This window comes from Enterococcus sp. DIV1059_2 (assembly GCF_051713685.1).
Taxonomy (GTDB): domain Bacteria; phylum Bacillota; class Bacilli; order Lactobacillales; family Enterococcaceae; genus Enterococcus_D; species Enterococcus_D casseliflavus.
This window is the reverse complement of sequence record NZ_JBIOQK010000001.1, coordinates 279708-298246: the sequence shown is the minus strand read 5'-3', so window position 1 is coordinate 298246 and position 18539 is coordinate 279708. Positions and strand designations below refer to the sequence as shown.

General features: G+C 43.1%; 26 protein-coding genes. 2 read left to right on the top strand and 24 right to left on the bottom strand.

Going from position 1 to position 18539, the window contains the following annotated elements; all coding sequences use genetic code 11:
* The first annotated feature begins 133 nt into the window (after positions 1–133).
* Entirely contained in the window at positions 134–2782 is a 2649-nt protein-coding gene (locus IGI72_RS01475) for a YfhO family protein (RefSeq protein ID WP_438752777.1), read from the top strand.
* A gap of 207 nt (positions 2783–2989) precedes the next feature.
* Here IGI72_RS01475 and IGI72_RS01470 read toward each other — a convergent pair whose 3' ends face one another.
* Complete coding sequence (locus IGI72_RS01470; RefSeq protein ID WP_151195765.1) at positions 2990–3976, bottom strand: Rgg/GadR/MutR family transcriptional regulator; 987 nt, start codon at positions 3974–3976, stop codon at positions 2990–2992.
* Between the two features lie 299 nt (positions 3977–4275).
* Here IGI72_RS01470 and IGI72_RS01465 point away from each other — a divergent pair, with 299 nt between their 5' ends.
* Positions 4276–5589, top strand: coding sequence for an MFS transporter (locus tag IGI72_RS01465; protein ID WP_422704968.1), 1314 nt, complete (start codon positions 4276–4278; stop codon positions 5587–5589).
* 57 nt (positions 5590–5646) lie between these two features.
* On the opposite strand, the gene truA is transcribed toward IGI72_RS01465, so the two are convergent.
* From truA to rpsQ, 23 genes are all read right to left on the bottom strand, one after another.
* Complete coding sequence (gene truA / locus IGI72_RS01460; protein ID WP_010748617.1) at positions 5647–6393, bottom strand: tRNA pseudouridine(38-40) synthase TruA; 747 nt, start codon at positions 6391–6393, stop codon at positions 5647–5649.
* 155 nt (positions 6394–6548) lie between these two features.
* On the bottom strand, positions 6549–7346 hold the full coding sequence (locus tag IGI72_RS01455; RefSeq protein ID WP_005227113.1) for an energy-coupling factor transporter transmembrane component T family protein: 798 nt from the start codon (positions 7344–7346) through the stop codon (positions 6549–6551).
* Positions 7336–8202: an energy-coupling factor ABC transporter ATP-binding protein gene (locus IGI72_RS01450; protein ID WP_438752774.1), complete on the bottom strand. Its 867-nt coding sequence runs from the start codon at positions 8200–8202 to the stop codon at positions 7336–7338. The genes IGI72_RS01455 and IGI72_RS01450 overlap by 11 nt, the downstream gene beginning before the upstream one ends.
* On the bottom strand, positions 8178–9014 hold the full coding sequence (locus tag IGI72_RS01445; RefSeq protein WP_005227109.1) for an energy-coupling factor ABC transporter ATP-binding protein: 837 nt from the start codon (positions 9012–9014) through the stop codon (positions 8178–8180). The genes IGI72_RS01450 and IGI72_RS01445 overlap by 25 nt, the downstream gene beginning before the upstream one ends.
* A gap of 271 nt (positions 9015–9285) precedes the next feature.
* Positions 9286–9666 carry a 50S ribosomal protein L17 gene (rplQ, locus tag IGI72_RS01440; protein ID WP_003128038.1) on the bottom strand — a complete coding sequence of 127 codons (381 nt, stop codon included), beginning with the start codon at positions 9664–9666 and terminating at the stop codon, positions 9286–9288.
* 70 nt (positions 9667–9736) lie between these two features.
* A complete protein-coding gene (locus tag IGI72_RS01435) occupies positions 9737–10675 on the bottom strand; it encodes a DNA-directed RNA polymerase subunit alpha (protein ID WP_008376367.1) in 939 nt (312 codons plus the stop codon).
* 79 nt (positions 10676–10754) lie between these two features.
* On the bottom strand, positions 10755–11144 hold the full coding sequence (rpsK, locus tag IGI72_RS01430) for a 30S ribosomal protein S11 (RefSeq protein WP_005227104.1): 390 nt from the start codon (positions 11142–11144) through the stop codon (positions 10755–10757).
* Positions 11145–11171: 27 nt separating this feature from the next.
* Entirely contained in the window at positions 11172–11537 is a 366-nt protein-coding gene (gene rpsM, locus IGI72_RS01425; RefSeq protein ID WP_005227102.1) for a 30S ribosomal protein S13, read from the bottom strand.
* A gap of 17 nt (positions 11538–11554) precedes the next feature.
* Positions 11555–11671 carry a 50S ribosomal protein L36 gene (gene rpmJ, locus IGI72_RS01420; protein WP_002288710.1) on the bottom strand — a complete coding sequence of 39 codons (117 nt, stop codon included), beginning with the start codon at positions 11669–11671 and terminating at the stop codon, positions 11555–11557.
* 32 nt (positions 11672–11703) lie between these two features.
* A complete protein-coding gene (gene infA / locus IGI72_RS01415; RefSeq protein WP_002288695.1) occupies positions 11704–11922 on the bottom strand; it encodes a translation initiation factor IF-1 in 219 nt (72 codons plus the stop codon).
* A gap of 188 nt (positions 11923–12110) precedes the next feature.
* Positions 12111–12755 carry an adenylate kinase gene (locus tag IGI72_RS01410; RefSeq protein WP_005227100.1) on the bottom strand — a complete coding sequence of 215 codons (645 nt, stop codon included), beginning with the start codon at positions 12753–12755 and terminating at the stop codon, positions 12111–12113.
* Between the two features lie 60 nt (positions 12756–12815).
* Positions 12816–14111 carry a preprotein translocase subunit SecY gene (secY, locus tag IGI72_RS01405; RefSeq protein WP_005227099.1) on the bottom strand — a complete coding sequence of 432 codons (1296 nt, stop codon included), beginning with the start codon at positions 14109–14111 and terminating at the stop codon, positions 12816–12818.
* On the bottom strand, positions 14111–14551 hold the full coding sequence (gene rplO, locus IGI72_RS01400) for a 50S ribosomal protein L15 (RefSeq protein ID WP_003128016.1): 441 nt from the start codon (positions 14549–14551) through the stop codon (positions 14111–14113). The genes secY and rplO overlap by 1 nt, the downstream gene beginning before the upstream one ends.
* Positions 14552–14591: 40 nt before the next feature.
* Complete coding sequence (gene rpmD, locus IGI72_RS01395; RefSeq protein ID WP_003128015.1) at positions 14592–14771, bottom strand: 50S ribosomal protein L30; 180 nt, start codon at positions 14769–14771, stop codon at positions 14592–14594.
* Positions 14772–14784: 13 nt separating this feature from the next.
* The gene (rpsE, locus tag IGI72_RS01390; RefSeq protein ID WP_003128014.1) at positions 14785–15285 is read right to left on the bottom strand and encodes a 30S ribosomal protein S5; all 501 of its coding nucleotides are present in this window, start codon (positions 15283–15285) and stop codon (positions 14785–14787) included.
* A 20-nt stretch (positions 15286–15305) separates the two neighbouring features.
* A complete protein-coding gene (gene rplR / locus IGI72_RS01385) occupies positions 15306–15662 on the bottom strand; it encodes a 50S ribosomal protein L18 (RefSeq protein ID WP_005227097.1) in 357 nt (118 codons plus the stop codon).
* Positions 15663–15719: 57 nt separating this feature from the next.
* Positions 15720–16256, bottom strand: a complete 537-nt coding sequence (gene rplF, locus IGI72_RS01380; protein WP_005227095.1) for a 50S ribosomal protein L6 — start codon at positions 16254–16256, stop codon at positions 15720–15722.
* Positions 16257–16287: 31 nt separating this feature from the next.
* On the bottom strand, positions 16288–16686 hold the full coding sequence (gene rpsH / locus IGI72_RS01375) for a 30S ribosomal protein S8 (RefSeq protein WP_005227093.1): 399 nt from the start codon (positions 16684–16686) through the stop codon (positions 16288–16290).
* A 32-nt stretch (positions 16687–16718) separates the two neighbouring features.
* Positions 16719–16904, bottom strand: coding sequence for a type Z 30S ribosomal protein S14 (locus tag IGI72_RS01370; RefSeq protein ID WP_003128010.1), 186 nt, complete (start codon positions 16902–16904; stop codon positions 16719–16721).
* A gap of 18 nt (positions 16905–16922) precedes the next feature.
* The gene (gene rplE / locus IGI72_RS01365; RefSeq protein WP_005227088.1) at positions 16923–17462 is read right to left on the bottom strand and encodes a 50S ribosomal protein L5; all 540 of its coding nucleotides are present in this window, start codon (positions 17460–17462) and stop codon (positions 16923–16925) included.
* Positions 17463–17489: 27 nt separating this feature from the next.
* Positions 17490–17801 carry a 50S ribosomal protein L24 gene (rplX, locus tag IGI72_RS01360; protein WP_003128007.1) on the bottom strand — a complete coding sequence of 104 codons (312 nt, stop codon included), beginning with the start codon at positions 17799–17801 and terminating at the stop codon, positions 17490–17492.
* Between the two features lie 35 nt (positions 17802–17836).
* Positions 17837–18205, bottom strand: a complete 369-nt coding sequence (gene rplN / locus IGI72_RS01355) for a 50S ribosomal protein L14 (RefSeq protein ID WP_003128006.1) — start codon at positions 18203–18205, stop codon at positions 17837–17839.
* 60 nt (positions 18206–18265) lie between these two features.
* Complete coding sequence (gene rpsQ, locus IGI72_RS01350) at positions 18266–18532, bottom strand: 30S ribosomal protein S17 (RefSeq protein WP_003128005.1); 267 nt, start codon at positions 18530–18532, stop codon at positions 18266–18268.
* Between the last annotated feature and the right edge of the window lie 7 nt (positions 18533–18539).

The following is an 18539-nucleotide window of genomic DNA, read 5'->3' as shown; positions in this document are numbered from 1 at the left end:
GGCTTTTTTTGTACCCTTTTTTCTTTGGTGCGCTTTCACTTAGGTTTTCATTAAAGAAAACAGGTCTTTGTTTTTTTAATCGATTCACCTGTGGTAAACTAAGAAAAAATTGATAAAGAACAGGTGACTTCTTGTGACGAAAATAAAAACATTTGCCAAACAACATTGGCCTTATATGCTTGCTAGTTTCTTCTTGCCGTTTCTTATCATGGCAGTGATCTATTTGACCATCGGCATCTACCCTGGCAGCAGCCGCAGTGTCTTAGCCAGTGATGCCTTTTCGCAATTCTCAAACTTTCATGCCAGCTTTCGCAATATGCTCTTAGGCAAGCAAAGTATCTTTTATACATGGAATGCCTCTTTAGGCTTGAATTATCTGGCACTGATCTCCTATTACTTAGGCGGGATCTTCACTCCTCTGGTCTTGTTTTTCCCAAATCAGCTGATGCCAGATGCGTTGTACTTCTTGACCTTGATCAAGATCGGCAGTGCGGGCTTGGCGTTTTGGTTTTATGCCAGCCAAACCTTTAAGATCCAACGTTGGCAGCATGTGACCTTAGCCGTCTGTTATGCCTTGATGTCCTTCATCACCGCCCATTCAGAACTGATCATGTGGCTTGATGCCATGATCTATCTACCGCTAGTGATTTTGGGTATTGACCGTTTAGTGAAAAAGAAAAAACCAGTCGTGTTATTTACCAGTTATCTGCTGTTATTTTTATCCAGTTTTTACATGGGCTTTATGATCGGTCTCTTTTCCGTAATGTATTTCTTGGTTCAGTTGGGGCGCAACTGGAAGCAAGCTCGGGGGGCGATCATTCCTTACGGCATCACCTCCTTGTTAGCTGGCGGCGCCTCAATGGTGATCATCTTACCTGCCTTATTGGATTTGCGCTCAAACGGGGAAGAATTAACAACGATTTCTTCCTTTAAAACCGAAGCCACCGATGTCTTTGACCTCGTGATGAAAAACATGATCGGTGTTTACGATACGACAAAATACGGCTCCATTCCCTTCATCTATATCGGCTTATTGCCGCTGCTGTTGTGTATTTTATATTTTGTTTCGAAGAAAATCCGCTTGAAGGATAAATTCTTATACGCTGGCATGTTTGCTGTTTTGATCGCCAGTTTTTATATCGTGCCGATGAATCTTTTTTGGCACGGGATGCATGCCCCAAATATGTTCCTTTTCCGTTATGCCTATTTGTTCTCCTTCTTAGTGATCATGCTGGCGGGATACGGGTGGGAGCAGCTGCAGCAAAAAGATCGCGGATTGTTTCTCATTATTGGTCTTTCTACGATCGTGGTGTTTGCCCTCTCCTACGCATTGAAAGGACCTGGAACCTATGAATATGTTTCCGCTACTTCTTTTGCGCTAACGATCGTATTCTTTGTTCTTTACTTGTTATGTATTGGGTTCGGGCAATTAGGTCTTTTAACACAAAAACGAGTGACGATCTTGATGCTAATCTTCGTCTGCGGAGAAATGGCCGTCAATACGAGCGGCATGGTTCGCGGAATTTTGAATGATTGGAACTATGCTTCTCGCAGTTTGTATACAGAACCTTATCCGGACATCAAAAAACTAGTCACTCAAGCCAACGAAGACAATGATACCTTTTTCCGATTAGAAAACCTTGATCCTGTTTCTTCCAACGACAGTATCAATTATGGCTACAGCGGTGTCAGCATGTTTTCTTCGATCCGTAACCGCAATTCCTCAAGCTACCTGGATAAGCTGGGCTTTCGGTCCCGCGGCACCAATTTAAATATCCGCTATCCGAACAATACCTTGCTGATGGATGCTTTTACAGGAATCAAATACAATATCTCCAAGCCAAATCTCACCAAATACGGCTTTCAACGTGTGGGGGAATCTGGTGAATACAAGCTTTATGAGAATCAAAATGCGTTACCGCTAGGTTTCTTGGCTGAACCAACCATTGAATCGATTGATCAGCCGCAAAATGACAACTTGACGAGCCAGAAAAATCTTTTCAATGGCTTGGCGGATTTAAATTTAGAGTATTTTGCCTTTCAGCCAATCACGGTGATCCATAGTAAAAATACAGATATCACCAATGACGGCATGTATATGAAATTTACCGAGCAAGAAAGCAATGTCGCAAAAGAAGTGACTTGGCAAGTGGAGGTTCCAGCGAACTCGCAAGCATACTTGAGTCTTTTCCCTGCCAACTTTGGGGAATTGGAAAGCTCATCTGCCACCGTGACAGTCAACGGTCAGCAGCGAGAAACGCAAATCAGTATCGACGGTCAATACTACGACTTAGGGCACTATGAGACCGATACGACGGTTCAATTCACCGTCAGCTTCTACGGAACGCCTGAAATCTCCTTCCAAAACCCGCAAGTCGTGACCTTGGATACCAACGCTTACCAACAAGCAATTGATGCGATCCAAGATCGAGGGGTCGCTATGACGGTCGGCAAACGCAGTGCCAAAGCCGATATCACGACTGAAAAAGAGCAGCAGCTTGTAACGACCATCCCTTATGACAAGGGCTGGACTGCTACGCTTGACGGCAAAGAAGTTCCAATCACCGCCTTTCAAGACGGCTTTATCAGTGTGACGATCCCAAGTGGCACCCATCACTTGGAACTGTCCTTCTTGCCGCAAGGCTTTGTTATCGGTGTTTGCTTGTTCTTCGGCTGCATCGCATTGTTTATCCTGTTTGCTTGGTTTTACCAGAAACAAGTAGCCAAAAAGCAAGTTTTAGACGACCAACGTCAACTCATGGATCAACCACCAGAAACCTAATCGAAAAAGAACCAACTCGTCTTTTTGAGGCGCTCCCCATAAGTTAGAGCAAACGCTGACTTATGGGTGTCGCTCAATGATCGGTGAGTTTGGTTCTTTTTGTGCTGGCGTTCCGCAGTTGTTCGCTCTAGTGGTCTTAGCCTCCACTGCCGACTAGCTCCCCTTCGATGCGGGGCCAAATGCCTAGCCCGTTAGCCCTTAGAGCGTTTAGCGAAACATAAGATAACTGTTAGGTTCTTCCGCATTTTTCTTGATGGAGTGCAACGATCGCTCCCATAATTTAACCATTTTGGTTTGTTTCAAGACGCGAAAGATCGAAAGCCCTTGGTCGATTTTCAACAGTCCTTTTTCTTGATCGCCATAAATATACCAGTACCACCCTTGATAGCAAAGAAGATGCGTGCTGTTTAGCATGTCTCCGCGATCTGCCAATAATTCCTCTGCAATGGTCAACACCTCTTTTGCCCACTCCAGGCGGCGAAAATTGACAAACGTCGTAAAACAACTAAAAATCAAATCCATTTGAATTTCTCGCATCAAGGACAAGCCTTGCTCTTTTTTTGTGCGGGAAATAGCGATCTGCAGTAAGTGATAGGAGGTTTCGACAGGAAACAAGAATTGAAAATACCGAAACAGCAAAATCTCATAAACGCCCCAGTTGTCTACTTTCGTAAGGTAGGAAATGACGGGGCGAGTTTTGGTGCGTAGCTTTTCCATATAGTCACCAGAAGAGTGATTGGGTTTAAGACCTGAGAGATTGATTTCATGTATCTCCTTTGTGATCTCAAGGTACAGAAAAACAAAAGAATGCTGTTTGGAAGCGGCGATCAGTTCGCTGCGCATTTCCTCCAGCCCTTCTTTGCTTCGCTGGGCGTGGGCGTTACTCAAGAAAGCTTCTTTGTTGATCCCTAAAATTCGATCCAGTAAATCCATAAATTCGCTCGTCATATAGCTGGGGAAGCTCATCAGGTTGTCGTGACTTTTTATGCCTTTTTGCTGCGCACGTAAATAATAAAACTCCTCTACCGTAACATGGATATTTTCTAATAAGCGTTCCAATCGATGAATACTGATACTTGAAGCACCTTGCTCAAATTTACTGATAAACGAGCGACTGTTTTGTTCATCCGCCACTTGAGCGATCGTATAGCCGCGCTCTTTGCGCAATTGTCGGTACAGTTTTCCTTCTTCCATAACCATCCTCCTAGCGATCAGTCTGCAAACGCCAAACCAAACTTGCTTTACGAATGAAGCTCTGCCATTAAATGCTACTATTTTAGATTCAAATCTAGATTCAACCTTATAAAATGTTGAGGAACAAAATCTTCGGTCCCCTATTTACATACCACTCTTTTAGCTGTTAGCCACTCGTGGCAGTAACCTCTGGTACGCTCCTGGTACATTTAAATTCCACTATAGTGGATTATTTTCTCTTCTTAGTATAAAGCATCCTATACTGATTTTACAACGTAGAACGTGAAAGGATGATTTCGATGAAAGAATATCAACAAAACAAAGGCTATCGTGCCTTAGTCAACGCCGCCTTACTCAGTGGCATCGGCATGAGTTTATTTAATATCGTGTTCGTGGTTTACGCCAGTACATTACCCTTTAATGCCCTTGCTGTTTCCTTAGCCTCCATGGCACTGTTAGTCCCTGATCTCTTACGGATCCTGACTGGCTATCTAGCCGATCGTACCAAAAACAAAGTGCAATGGATGATCAGCAGTCGACTCTTACAAGGGGTCCTTTTTGTGGCACTCGCTTTTTTGATCCAACTGCCGCCTAGTTTATGGTCTTTCTTCCTTTTGCTAGGCATCAACATTGTATCTGATTGTTTGGGCGCTTATTGTTCTGGGTTGCAGCTGCCCTATGTTCGCCGTCTTGTGCCTGCTGACGCCTTAGACAGTGCCATGGGCTTTCAAATGGCGTGTCAAACCACCGTTCAAATCGTCTTTCAAGGGATCGGTGCTTGGGGGATCATTTTACTGAATAATAATTTTGCCGCTTTTGGTTTGATCAATGCCGTGACGTTTTTCTTAGCCGCCATCGTGATCTTCTGGAACCGCTCGCTCTTTTATGCGGTGCCAGGGAAAATCAATCAAGCACCAACACCACTCTTTCAGAATTTCTCGGAAACCTTTAAATTATTGACTGGTACAGCTTTTCTTAAAAAGATGATCCTCTTTGCCTTACTGATCAATACCTTAGCCGCTAGTACGAGCGGTCTACTAAATCTCCAGCTGTTGGATGACCTTGCGCTTTGGTTTGCCACTTATGGCAACACCGTTGCGATGGCAGGCATCGCCACTTCCATCGGCATGGTCGCTGGCGCCTTGTTTGCTGCCGACTGGTTCAAGAATACTGGTCTGGTTCGCTTGATTGCGTATACCTCCTTCGTTTTATGTCTATTGACCTTGAATTTTCTCTTTCTGCATAACCGTTGGCTTATGATTGCGCTGCTCTTTGCTGAAGGCTATTTGATTGGGAAAATCAATCCCCGCTTTTCAGCACATCTGATTCGTGAGATCGATGAAGAACATCTCGCCATCAGCAGCGGGATCTTTTCCACCATTGTGATGCTAGGGGGACCCGTCGGTCAGATGGTCTTTTTAGGCATCGGCAATCGCTACCACGTTGCTTGGAGCTGGCTGCTTTACTTGCTTTTCGCATTTTTGGTAGCCATCGCCGCCTTAGTCGCTGCCAGTACGTTAGAAAAAACACCCACCACTGCTGCGCCTAAAACCGCTGTGGAAAGGACTGAAGATTGGCAAGAAACTGCCCCTGTTTTGCCTGAGAAAAAATAAAAACACAAGCTTTCGCTTTCTCTTTTTGGACAAGAGCAGCGAAGCTTGTGTTTTTTCTTATTCATAGGCAACGTGAACCAAATACAATCCTTCTGGATGAGCTGTGGGTCCTGCCGCATTTCGGTCTTTTTGCGCAATGATCGCAGGAATACTGTCAGGTGCGAGTCGTCCATTGCCGATTTTCAACAATGTGCCCACCATGATTCGGATCATCTTGTACAAAAATCCATCGCCGCGAAAGGTGAAAATCAACTCATCTCCAGCGTCATTGACCGCCATGGACGCCTCATGGATCGTCCGTGTTTTGTCATCGACGGAACTGCCCGTCGCGCAAAAACTGGTAAAGTCATGGGTGCCTAAAAAATCTGGCAACGCTCGTTGGATTTTTTCCAAATCTAGCGGATACGGATAATAGCTGGCATAATGACGGCGGAAAGGACTGCGAGGTTTCCCAATGTCCACTCGAAACTGGTAGGTTTTTTCAACGACTAAGTAGCGGGCATGGAAGGTATCGTCAACGATCTCCACCGATTTTACCGCAACATCTTCTGGCGTTTGGGTATCTAAACCAAAGCGCATTTTTTCCAGTGGGCGCTTTTGAGGGAAATCGAAGTGGATCACTTGCCCTTGCGCATGGACCCCCGCATCGGTGCGGCCAGAGCCATGAATCTGAATCGGCTGACCATTGTTCATCTTCGTTAATGTCTTTTCAATCTCTTCTTGAACCGTTCGTCCATTGGGTTGACGCTGAAATCCTTGAAAATTCGTGCCATCATAAGCGATCGTCGCTTTATAGCGGACCATTGAATCACCTGTTTCTTTCTATTTTTTCACAAAAAAGCCTATGAGAAAAGTCTGATCGATCGACAGGCCTTTTCGAACCAGCCGCTGGGATCGCCAGCAGCCTCGTTGCTTCGTTAAGAACCTTTCGTGGGTTGACTTCAATCATAGGTCTTCGATTATCCTCGTAAGAACACTAACGCGACTGTAAAGAGCGCAAAAACGATGACAACCAATGTGTCCCGTTGATGCCAGTGCAAAATCCGATACTTCGTACGCCCTTCGCCGCCTTGATAGCCTCTGGCTTCCATAGCGGTAGCTAGATCTTCCGCACGGTTAAAGCTGCTGACAAATAAAGGAATCAATAAAGGAACGATCGCCTTCATCTTCTGCAACAGTCCCCCTTCGCCGAAATCGACCCCGCGGGCACGCTGAGCATTCATGATTTTTTCTGTTTCATCCATCAAGGTTGGCACAAAGCGCAACGCGATCGACAGCATCAGTGAGATTTCATGGACAGGGAAACGGATCGCTTTTAACGGACGCAAAATGTATTCGATCGCATCTGAAAGCTCTAATGGAGGCGTCGTTAACGTCAACAAGGTCGACATGAAAATGATCAAAACAAAACGGCAAAAAATAAAAATCCCGTTTTGGACACCAAATTCTGTAATGTTAAAGATCCACCAAGACCAGTAGACGTCGCCGCCGGTAGTAAACAAAATCTGTAACGCCACAGTAAACAAAATCAGCCAAATCAAAGGTCGCACGCCTCGAATAAAGAAGCCAAAATCGATTTTTGAAAAGGAGATACAAAAGAGCGTAAAAGCACCCGCTAATAAATAGCTTTGCCAATTATTCGCCAAAAAGATAATCGCGATAAAATAAAAACTAGCAATCAATTTGACTCGTGGATCTAAACGGTGGATCAAGGAGTCCCCAGGAATAAAACGACCGAAAATCAGTTTATTCATCATGGGCAGTCGCCCCCTTTGCTACTAAAACATCTGCCAGCTCATCAGCTGTTAGCGGCAACTGCTCAAATGCCAATCCTCTGGCTTGTAGTTGCTCCGCAAATGCGGTTGCTGTCGGTACACCCAACTGCTTTTCTTGCAGCCAGGCAGTATCTTGAAACACAACGGACGGCGTGCCTGCTTTGACGAGACGTCCTTTTTCTAACACATAGACATAATCAGCAAAGTTTGCCACATCATCCATCAAGTGGGTCACTAAAATGATCGTCATGTTCTTTTCCCGATGCAGGCGATCAAACATTTCCATCATCTCTTTGCGTCCTTGTGGATCTAAGCCAGCTGTCGGCTCGTCTAAGACCAAAACTTCTGGTTCCATAGCCAAGACCCCTGCAATCGCTACACGGCGCATTTGGCCCCCTGAAAGGTCAAATGGTGAACGTTCCAGAAAACTTTCATCTAAACCTACTAATTGAATGTATTCTTGGGCTAAACCTTTGGCTGCTTCTTCGGAGACCCCAAAGTTTTTCGGTCCAAAAGCGATATCTCTCGCAACAGTTTCTTCAAATAATTGGGATTCAGGAAATTGAAAAACGATCCCGACTTTTTTACGTAACGGTTTTAGATTTTTGTTATCTGTCTCGGGTTTGATGACTCGCTCACCGATCGTGACCGTGCCAGTCGTTGGTTTTAATAATGCATTCAAGTGCTGCAGCAACGTAGATTTTCCGCTCCCTGTATGACCGACTAAGGCGGTATAAGAGCCTTCTTTGATCTCTAAATCGATATCGAACAAAACCCGCTGTTCAAACGGAGAATGCGGTTGGTAGGTGAATCCTACTTGTTCAAAACGGATGTCCATAGCCAATCCACCATCCCTTCTTCAGTTAAGTACGCTTGCGGTACCGTGACGCCCCGCTGTTTTAGTGCCGCCTTTAATTTTTCAGGAAATGGCAGATCTAAGCCTAGCTCAATCAGTTCTGGACCTGCAGAAAAAATCTCTGCGGGTGTCCCTTCGCGGACGAGCTCTCCTTGACGCATCACCAGCACCCGATTGGCATTGGCTGCTTCATCGATATCATGGGTGATCGATAACACGGTCAAATTGTTTTTCTCTTTGATTTTTTTGATCGTTGCGATCACTTCTTCACGGCCTTCTGGATCTAGCATACTAGTGGCTTCATCAAGAATGATGATATCTGGGCGCAATGCAACGACGCCCGCAATGGCTACCCGCTGTTTTTGACCACCAGAAAGACGCGCGGGTTCCCGGGTCGCAAACTCGCTCATCCGTACTTGTTCCAGAGCGTCTTTGACACGAACCAGCATTTCTTCTCGCGGGATTCCTTGATTTTCCAAACCGAAAGCCACATCATCTTCCACCGTCGAACCAACGAATTGATTGTCAGGGTTTTGAAAGACCATACCGACCATTTTTCGAATATTCCAGATATTTTCTTCATTCAAAGGCAATTCGCCGACAGAAACACTGCCCTCTTGCGGCAAGATCAAGCCATTGATGGTTTTTGCTAAAGTTGATTTACCAGAGCCGTTATGGCCGATCAACGCCACCCATTCCCCTTTGTTGATGGAAAAGGATACGTTATTTAACGCGGCACGCTCTTCTTCGCTATAACGCACAGTAATAGCATTCAATTCAATGATTGGCTTCATGATAGACTCCTTCATTTGCGATTAATTCTTTCTAACACTACCAAAAAAGCGCACGTTTTTCAATGATTCACGCACGATTTGTCTCCAGATCTTTTTTTCACTTGCCATTACCTGTCTTGACAGGTAATCGAAAGTAAAAAAAAAGCACTTTATGATGAGTGCGTACACCTCGAAATACATCGAGGTGTAGGCGCTGAGCTAGACTCGGAAAGTTTCTTCCAACATCATAACACTCTTAGTAAACATCTATAAAGTGATGATAAGTGTGATTTTAAACAAGTTCTAGGATAACCATTGGTGCAGCATCTCCGCGTCTTGGTTCTGTTTTCAAGATACGAGTATATCCACCTTGGCGATCTGTGTAACGAGGAGCGATATCATTGAATAATTTTTGTAATGCTGATTCAATAACTACTTCTTCGTTTTCTTCACGTACACTTGCAACTTCATTACGAACGAATGCTGCTGCTTGACGACGTGCATGCAAATCACCACGTTTACCTAAAGTGATCATTTTTTCTGCAGTTGAACGAACTTCTTTCGCACGAGCTTCAGTCGTAACGATACGTTCGTTAATGAATAAATCAGTTGTCAAATCACGCAACATCGCTTTACGTTGGCTAGATGTGCGTCCTAGTTTACGATAACTCACGTGGTTTCCCTCCTTCACTTTCGAATGTTGTATCGGTCAGACGAACCGAACTAACGTAATCGAAAACGGTTTAATCGTCTTTACGTAGTCCTAAACCTAAATCATGTAATTTCACTTTGACCTCTTCAAGAGATTTGCGGCCTAAGTTTCTTACTTTGATCATTTCTGGTTCAGATTTGTTTGTCAATTCTTGTACAGTATTGATTCCTGCACGTTTTAGACAGTTGTATGAACGAACAGATAAGTCTAATTCTTCGATCGTCATTTCCAACATTTTTTCTTTTTGTGTTTCTTCTTTCTCAACCATGATTTCAGCGTTTTTCGCTTCATCCGTTAGGTTAACAAAGATGTCTAAATGTTCAGTCATGATCTTCGCAGACAAACTCATTGCTTCCAATGGTTCGATTGAGCCATCAGTCCATATTTCCATCGTTAATTTGTCGAAATCATCCCGACGACCGACACGTGTGTTTTCTACTTGGTAGTTGACACGACGTACTGGTGTATAGATTGAATCGACTGGAAGAACGCCGATCGGCATGTCTTCTTTTTTGTTTTCGTCCGCTTGAACGTAGCCGCGGCCAGGTTTCACTGTTAAGCGAGCATGGAACGTAGCACCTTCAGAAACGGTACAGATATACATATCTTTGTTAAGGATTTCTACATCACTATCAACGATGATATCGCCAGCAGTTACTGTAGCAGGTCCTGAAATATCAATTTCAAGGGTCTTTTCTTCATCCCCGTACATTTTCAATGCAAGACCTTTAATATTCAAGATGATTTGAGCAACGTCTTCCCGAACACCCTTAACAGTTGAGAATTCGTGTAAAACTCCATCGATTTGAATATTGGTGATTGCCGCACCAGGTAAAGAAGATAATAAAATACGACGTAGGGAATTTCCTAGTGTAGTTCCGTAGCCTCTTTCAAGAGGTTCCACGATGAACTTGCCATAATCTTTGTCTTCATCAATCTTTGCGATTCTTGGTTTTTCGAATTCAATCATTCTTATCTATTACCCCTTTCAAAACGAAAAGTGTCTTGTTCAATGACGTATTTGTTACACTCAAAATGAGCAGCACTCATTAAACACGACGGCGTTTTGGAGGGCGGCATCCATTATGAGGGACTGGAGTCACGTCACGGATCGCACTCACTTCCAAACCTGCTGCTTGTAATGAACGAATTGCTGCTTCACGTCCAGAACCAGGTCCTTTAACTGTTACTTCAACAGTTCTTAATCCGTGTTCCATTGCTGCTTTGGTAGCTGTTTCTGCTGCCATTTGAGCGGCAAAAGGAGTAGATTTTTTGCTTCCTTTGAAACCTAATGAACCAGCTGATGACCATGCTAATGCATTACCATGAGTATCAGTGATCATTACGATTGTATTATTGAATGTTGAGTGAATATGTGCAATACCCGCTTCAATATTCTTTTTCACACGGCGTTTACGACTCACTTTTTTTGCTGCCATGAAGTTTTAACCTCCTTCACTTAGGAATTATTTTTTCTTGCCTGCGACTGTTTTAGACGGGCCTTTACGAGTACGTGCATTGTTTTTCGTGTTTTGTCCACGAACTGGCAATCCACGGCGATGACGGATTCCACGGTAAGAACCGATTTCCATCAATCGTTTGATGTTTAAGTTCACTTCACGACGAAGGTCACCTTCAACTTTTAATTTATCAACTTCCGCACGGATAGCATCTGTTTGTTCATTCGTTAAATCACGAACGCGAACTTCTTCAGACACGCCAGCGTCAGCTAAAATTTGTTTTGCAGTCGTGTTACCAATACCATAGATATAAGTAAGTGAAACGACCACACGTTTATCACGAGGAATATCTACTCCTGCAATACGAGCCATATTTGTTACACCTCCGATTATCCTTGACGTTGTTTATGTTTTGGATTTGCTGGGCAAATCACCATAACGCGTCCTTTACGACGAATTACTTTACAATGTTCGCACATTGGTTTTACTGATGGTCTTACTTTCATGATAATACCTCCTGTGGTTTTACGGAGTACAATTATTTAAAGCGATAAGTAATGCGGCCACGGTTCAGATCATACGGGGATAATTCCACCGTCACTTTGTCTCCAGGTAAAATACGAATGTAGTGCATCCGGATCTTACCAGAAACGGTCGCTAGAACTTGGTGTCCGTTTTCCAATTCTACTTTAAACATTGCATTCGGCAAAGTTTCGACGACTGTACCTTCGACTTCAATCATATCTTCTTTTGCCACGCACAGTACCTCCTTGTACTTGTGATTTTCACACGATAAAATGGCGGAAACTCGGTTCCCACCTGATATTCTCAAACTATGCTCCTACTTAATAAAAAGTAGAAGTCGGACTGACATATTCTATCATATCCTGTCAAAGATTTCAAGAGAAAGTTTTAAGCTGCAAGTTGGACTCGGGCAATCTATGATTAGTCAATGATCTTTTGAACATCTTCGAATACAGCGTCGATGTCGCGATCCCCATCAATCGATTGCAATAACCCTTTGTCTTTGTAATAAGTCAAAATTGGTTCACTGCTTTTGATATTGACAGCTAGACGATTTTTGACCGTCTCAGGCTTATCATCTTCACGTTGGTAGAAGTCATGACTTCCACAACGATCACATGTTCCTTCCTCTTTTGGAGGATTGAACAATTTATGATAAGTTGCCCCACAATTGCGGCACATGAAGCGGCCGGCTAAACGTTCTACAAGAACTTCTTCAGGAACATGAATATCAATAACGGCATCAAGTTTTTTGTTAAGGTCAGCTAGCATCTCATCTAACGCTTTTGCTTGATCCAATGTACGAGGAAAACCATCTAATAAGAAACCTTTCTCGGTATCAGGTTCAGCTAAACGTTCTTTAACGATCCCATTTGTAACCTCATCAGGAACTAATGCGCCTTGATCCATGTATGATTTTGCTTTAAGGCCTAGTTCTGTTTCGTTCGCCATCGCAGCCCGAAACATATCGCCTGTTGAAATATGAGGAAGACCGTATTCAGCAACGATACGTTCTGCCTGAGTACCTTTTCCAGCACCAGGTAATCCCATTAAAATGAAGTTCATTCTAATTCCTCCTGTAAGTTTTTGAATAGTGTTGAGGAAATCCTCAACACTTCAATAACTTTAATTGATGAAACCAGTATATTTCCGTTTCAGCATAAGCCCTTCTAACTGCTTGGCAGTATCAAGTGCCACACCGATAATGATCAATAGACTCGTTCCACCTAGACCGATCGATTGCGGTAGATTCCAAGCCATCTGAGCGATGATTGGAAGTAAAGCAACCAATCCTAAAAAGATCGATCCAACCGTGCTTAATCGCATCAACAAACGTGATACATATTCTTCGGTTCCTTTACCAGGACGCACACTCGGAATGTAACTTCCTTGTTTTTGCAAGTTTTCCGCTAATTTCTCAGGGTTCACTTGAACAAATGCGTAGAAGAAAGTAAACGCAACGATCAAGACAGTATAGATGATCGCACCCGGTACAGTGTTGTAACTAAAGATCGTTTGCACCACTTCGTACCAAGTTTCTCCTCTATATGAACTACCTAATGCTTGAATGATCGCATTTGGTGTTGTAATAAAAGAACTGGCAAAGATAACTGGGATAACCCCGGCAGCATTTACTTTCAAAGGAAGGTAACTGCTGGTAGGCGCTCCTGCTACCCGTTTTGTATATTGGATCGGAATCTTGCGTTCTGCTTGTTGAACATACGTTACTAAAGTAATGACGATCAACACAGCGATCACAAGCAGCGCCATAAAGATAGCATTTAGCCAGATATCCGATTGATCCACGTTAATGAAGTAATCTTCAATCAATTCTTTGATGCTTGCTGGTAAGCGTGAAATGATCCCTGCAAAGATGATCATTGACACACCGTTTCCGATACCACGCTCGGTGATCTGCTCTCCTAACCAAGTGACTAACATCGTTCCGGCTGTTAAAATCAGACCGATCACGATATAGGTTGCCATATTAGGATTGTTTACAAACCCGAGTTGAGTGTAATAGTTAAATCCAGCCGTTAATGTCATGGATTGGACAAAGCCCAATACCAACGTCAAGTAACGTGTTGCCTGATTTAGTTTCTTACGACCCACTTCACCTTGTTTCGACCATTCAACAAATTTAGGGACGATATCCATCTGCAACAACTGAATAACAATTGAGGCAGTGATGTAAGGCGAAACCCCCATCGAGAAAATCGAAAATTGTTGCATGGCGCCACCACTTACCAAGTTTAACATGTTTAAAAATGGTAGATCCGCGATGGTATTTAGGCGACTTGCGTCTACGCCTGGCACAGTAATATGTGTTCCCAGACGAAAGACAAACAAGATTAAGACGGTGAACAATATTCTGGATCTAATATCCTTAACCTTAAAGGCATCCTTCAATAGTCTGATCATTAGATCACCTCGATTGATCCACCAGCAGCAACGATTGCTTCTTCAGCTGCTTTTGAGAATTTAGCTGCTTTCACAGTCAATTTCTTCGTTAATTCTCCGTTAGCTAATACTTTGATTCCAGCTTTTTCGTCTTTGACGATTCCAGCTTCGTGTAAAGCAACAGGTGTTACTTCAGCACCGTCTTCAAAGCGGTTCAAGACATCAAGATTGATGACTGCATATTCTTTGCGGTTCACATTTGTAAAGCCACGTTTTGGTAAACGACGGAACAATGGTGTTTGTCCACCTTCGAATCCTAGACGTACTCCGCCGCCTGAACGAGCTTTTTGACCTTTTTGTCCACGTCCAGCTGTTTTACCGTTACCAGATGAAGTTCCTCGACCGACACGGTTACGTACTTGGCGTGAGCCTTCTGATGGTTTTAATTCATGAAGTTTCATAGGTTTGGCACCTCCTTAATCAAACTAGATCTGCTGATCCTTAGACCTCTTCAACGTCCACTAAGTGAGAAACAGTGTTAACCATGCCTTTGATTGCATCATTAGCAGGTTTTACAACTGTTGAATTCAACTTTGTAAGACCTAACGCTTTTACAGTATCACGTTGGTTTTGGGGACGTCCGATAATACTGCGTTTTAAAGTAATTTTCAATTCAGCCATTATAGTGTCCTCCTTAACCGATTAATTCTTCTACTGATTTGCCGCGAAGTGCTGCCACTTCTTCAGCGCGTTTTAATTGTTTTAAACCTTCAACTGTTGCGCGAACAACGTTGATTGGTGTGTTAGAACCTAAAGATTTAGATGTGATATCAGCTACCCCAGCTAATTCCAATACGGCACGAACTGGTCCACCAGCAGCTACCCCAGAACCTTCTACAGCAGGTTTCATAAGGATGCGTCCGCCGCCGAATACACCGATAACTTCGTGAGGGATTGTAGAACCAACCATTGGTACTTCCACCAAGTTTTTCTTCGCGTCTTCGATTGCTTTACGGATTGCTTCTGGTACTTCTTGTGCTTTACCAGTACCGAAACCTACGTGTCCGTTTTTGTCACCGACAACAACTAATGCAGCAAAACGTAGACGACGTCCACCTTTAACAACTTTAGTTACACGGTTGATCGCAACAACGCGGTCTTCTAATTCCAAATGTTTTGGATCAATATAAACCATGAATGGTGTTCCTCCTTCTCTTAAAATTCCAGTCCATTTTCGCGAGCTGCTTCAGCTAAAGCTGCTACACGGCCATGGTAAAGGTATCCACCACGGTCAAAGACTACTACTTTAATACCTTTTGCTGCTGCACGTTCTGCGACTAATTTACCGACAGCTTGTGCTTGTTCAGTTTTTGTTGCACCTGAAACTTCTTTGTCTAAGGCAGAGGCACTTGCTAGCGTCACACCCGCTACGTCATCAATTACTTGTGCGTAGATGTTTTTGTTCGAACGGAACACGTTTAAGCGTGGGCACTCAGCAGTACCAGAGATTTTGTTACGTACACGACGATGTCTTTTCTGACGTGTCTTGTTTTTATCTGGTTTTGTAATCACAATTTGTCACCTCTTTTAATTTTGCTAGCCTAAGCTGCTAGTCGTAAAGAATTACGACTATTTACCAGTTTTACCTTCTTTACGGCGTACAAATTCGCCAACATAACGAATTCCTTTGCCTTTATAAGGTTCTGGAGGACGAACGCCACGGATATTGGCAGCCAATTCGCCAACGACTTCTTTATCTGATCCTTTAACGATCACAGAAGTGTTTGAAGGAACTTCGATTTCGATTCCAGCTGGCGCTTCGATTTCAACTGGATGAGAGTAACCAACGTTCAATACAAGTTTTTTCCCTTGTAATTGAGCACGGTACCCAACCCCGATTAATTCTAACGCTTTTTGGAAACCTTCAGAAACACCAACAACCATGTTGTTGAAGTTTGCACGGGTAGTTCCGTGGATAGTTTTCATTTCTTTACTATCATTTGGACGAGTGAATGTTACTTCGTTTCCTTCGATATTCATTGTGATATCAGAAGAGAAAGTACGTGTTAATTCACCTTTAGGTCCTTTAACTGTAATGTCGTTTCCGTTTTGCTTGATTTCAACACCAGCAGGAAGAACGACGATCTTATTACCGATACGACTCACTTAGAGGCACCTCCTTGTGGAATATTTTAAATTACCATACATAAGCGACTACTTCGCCGCCAACATTTTTTGCTCTAGCTTCTTTGTCAGTGATTACACCGTCAGAAGTTGAGATAATCGCGATTCCTAGACCATTCAATACTTTTGGTACTTCGTCAGCTTTGACATAAGCACGCAAGCCTGGTTTAGAGATACGTTTTAAGTTTGTGATAACACGTTCACCGTTTTTACCGTATTTAAGAAATACGCGGATCACGCCTTGTTTGTCATCTTCAATGTATTCAACATCGCGGACGAAACCTTCACGTTTCAAGATTTCAGCGATATCACGTTTGATTTTTGAAGCAGGTACTTCTAGGCTTTCGTGTTTAACCATGTTTGCGTTACGCACGCGCGTTAGAAAATCTGCAATTGGATCTGTCATGACCATGGGATAATTTACCTCCTTTATGCGAGTATAGTTTACCAGCTAGCTTTCTTCACGCCGGGAATTTGTCCTTTATAGGCAAGTTCGCGGAAGCAAATACGGCAAAGATGAAATTTACGATAAACTGAATGTGGACGTCCGCAACGTTCACAACGAGTGTATTCTTGCGTTGAGAATTTAGCAGGGCGTTTGTTTTTAGCAATCATTGATTTTTTAGCCACGTAGTTCGCCTCCTTTTTTTATTTTTGGAATGGCATGCCTAATTGTGTCAACAATTCACGAGATTCTTCATCTGTGTTTGCTGTTGTTACAATCACGATATCCATACCACGTACTTTGTCGATCAAATCATAATCTACTTCAGGGAAAATCAATTGTTCTTTGATACCTAAAGTGTAGTTTCCGCGTCCGTCGAACGCTTTTTTGCTCACACCGTGGAAGTCACGGACACGTGGCAATGACACACTTACTAGTTTATCTAAGAATTCATACATTCTTTCGCCGCGTAGTGTTACTTTCGCACCGATTGGCATTCCTTCACGTAAACGGAATCCTGCGATAGATTTTTTCGCTTTTGTGATCAATGGTTTTTGACCTGAGATCAATTGTAATTCTTCAACAGCTTTGTCTAAGTTTTTAGCATTAGAAACAGCGTCACCGACACCCATGTTGATAACGATTTTATCAACTTTTGGTGCTTCCATGATTGAGCTGTAGTTAAATTTGTCCATTAATGATGGGACAACTTCTTTTGAATATTTTTCTTTAAGGCGGTTCATCTGTTAGCCCCTCCTTCCTTCATCAGATTATTTATCAAGAACTTCTCCGGTTTTCTTAGAAACGCGGACTTTTTTGCCGTCAACTTCTTTGTAACCGACACGCGTAGCTTCACCGTTCGATGGATCAACCACCATCACGTTAGAAACATGAATTGGTGCTTCCATTTCAACGATTCCGCCTTGAGGAGCAGTTTGAGAAGGTTTTTGGTGTTTTTTGACAACATTGACACCTTCAACAACGACTTTGTCTTTTTTAGGAAACGCTGCTAGCACAACGCCTTCTTTGTTTTTGTCTTTACCAGTGATAACTTTAACTTTATCGCCTTTTTTAACAAACATGTTTGTTTCGCACCTCCTTTAGATAAGAATCACTATTACAATACTTCTGGTGCTAGGGAAACGATCTTCATAAAGTTGCCTTCACGCAATTCGCGGGCAACTGGGCCAAAGATACGAGTTCCACGAGGGCTCTTATCGTCACGGATAATAACCGCAGCATTTTCATCGAATTTGATGTATGAACCGTCTGTACGACGAGCTCCTGATTTAGTACGAACGATAACGGCTTTAACGACGTCACCTTTTTTGACAACCCCACCTGGCGTTGCTTGTTTAACCGTAGCAACAATCACGTCACCAATATTGGCAGTTTTACGACCAGATCCGCCAAGGACTTTGATCGTTAGAATTTCACGGGCACCTGAGTTGTCCGCCACTCTTAATCGGCTTTCTGCTTGGATCACGATGTGTATCCTCCTTTCAGATTTTGCAATTCACAATCTATATAGGAAAATCTCGTGTGATTAGATAATCACTGCCTTTTCAACAATCTCTACTAGACGGAAACGTTTCGTAGCTGATAATGGACGAGTTTCCATAATTTTCACGATATCGCCAACTTTTGCTTCGTTGTTTTCATCGTGTGCTTTGTATTTCTTAGAATAGTTCAGACGTTTGCCGTAGATAGGGTGGTTTTTCTTTGTTTCAACGACAACAGTGATAGTTTTATCCATTTTGTCTGATACCACGCGACCTTGGTAAACTTTGCGTTGATTTCTTTCTTCAGTCATACGCTAA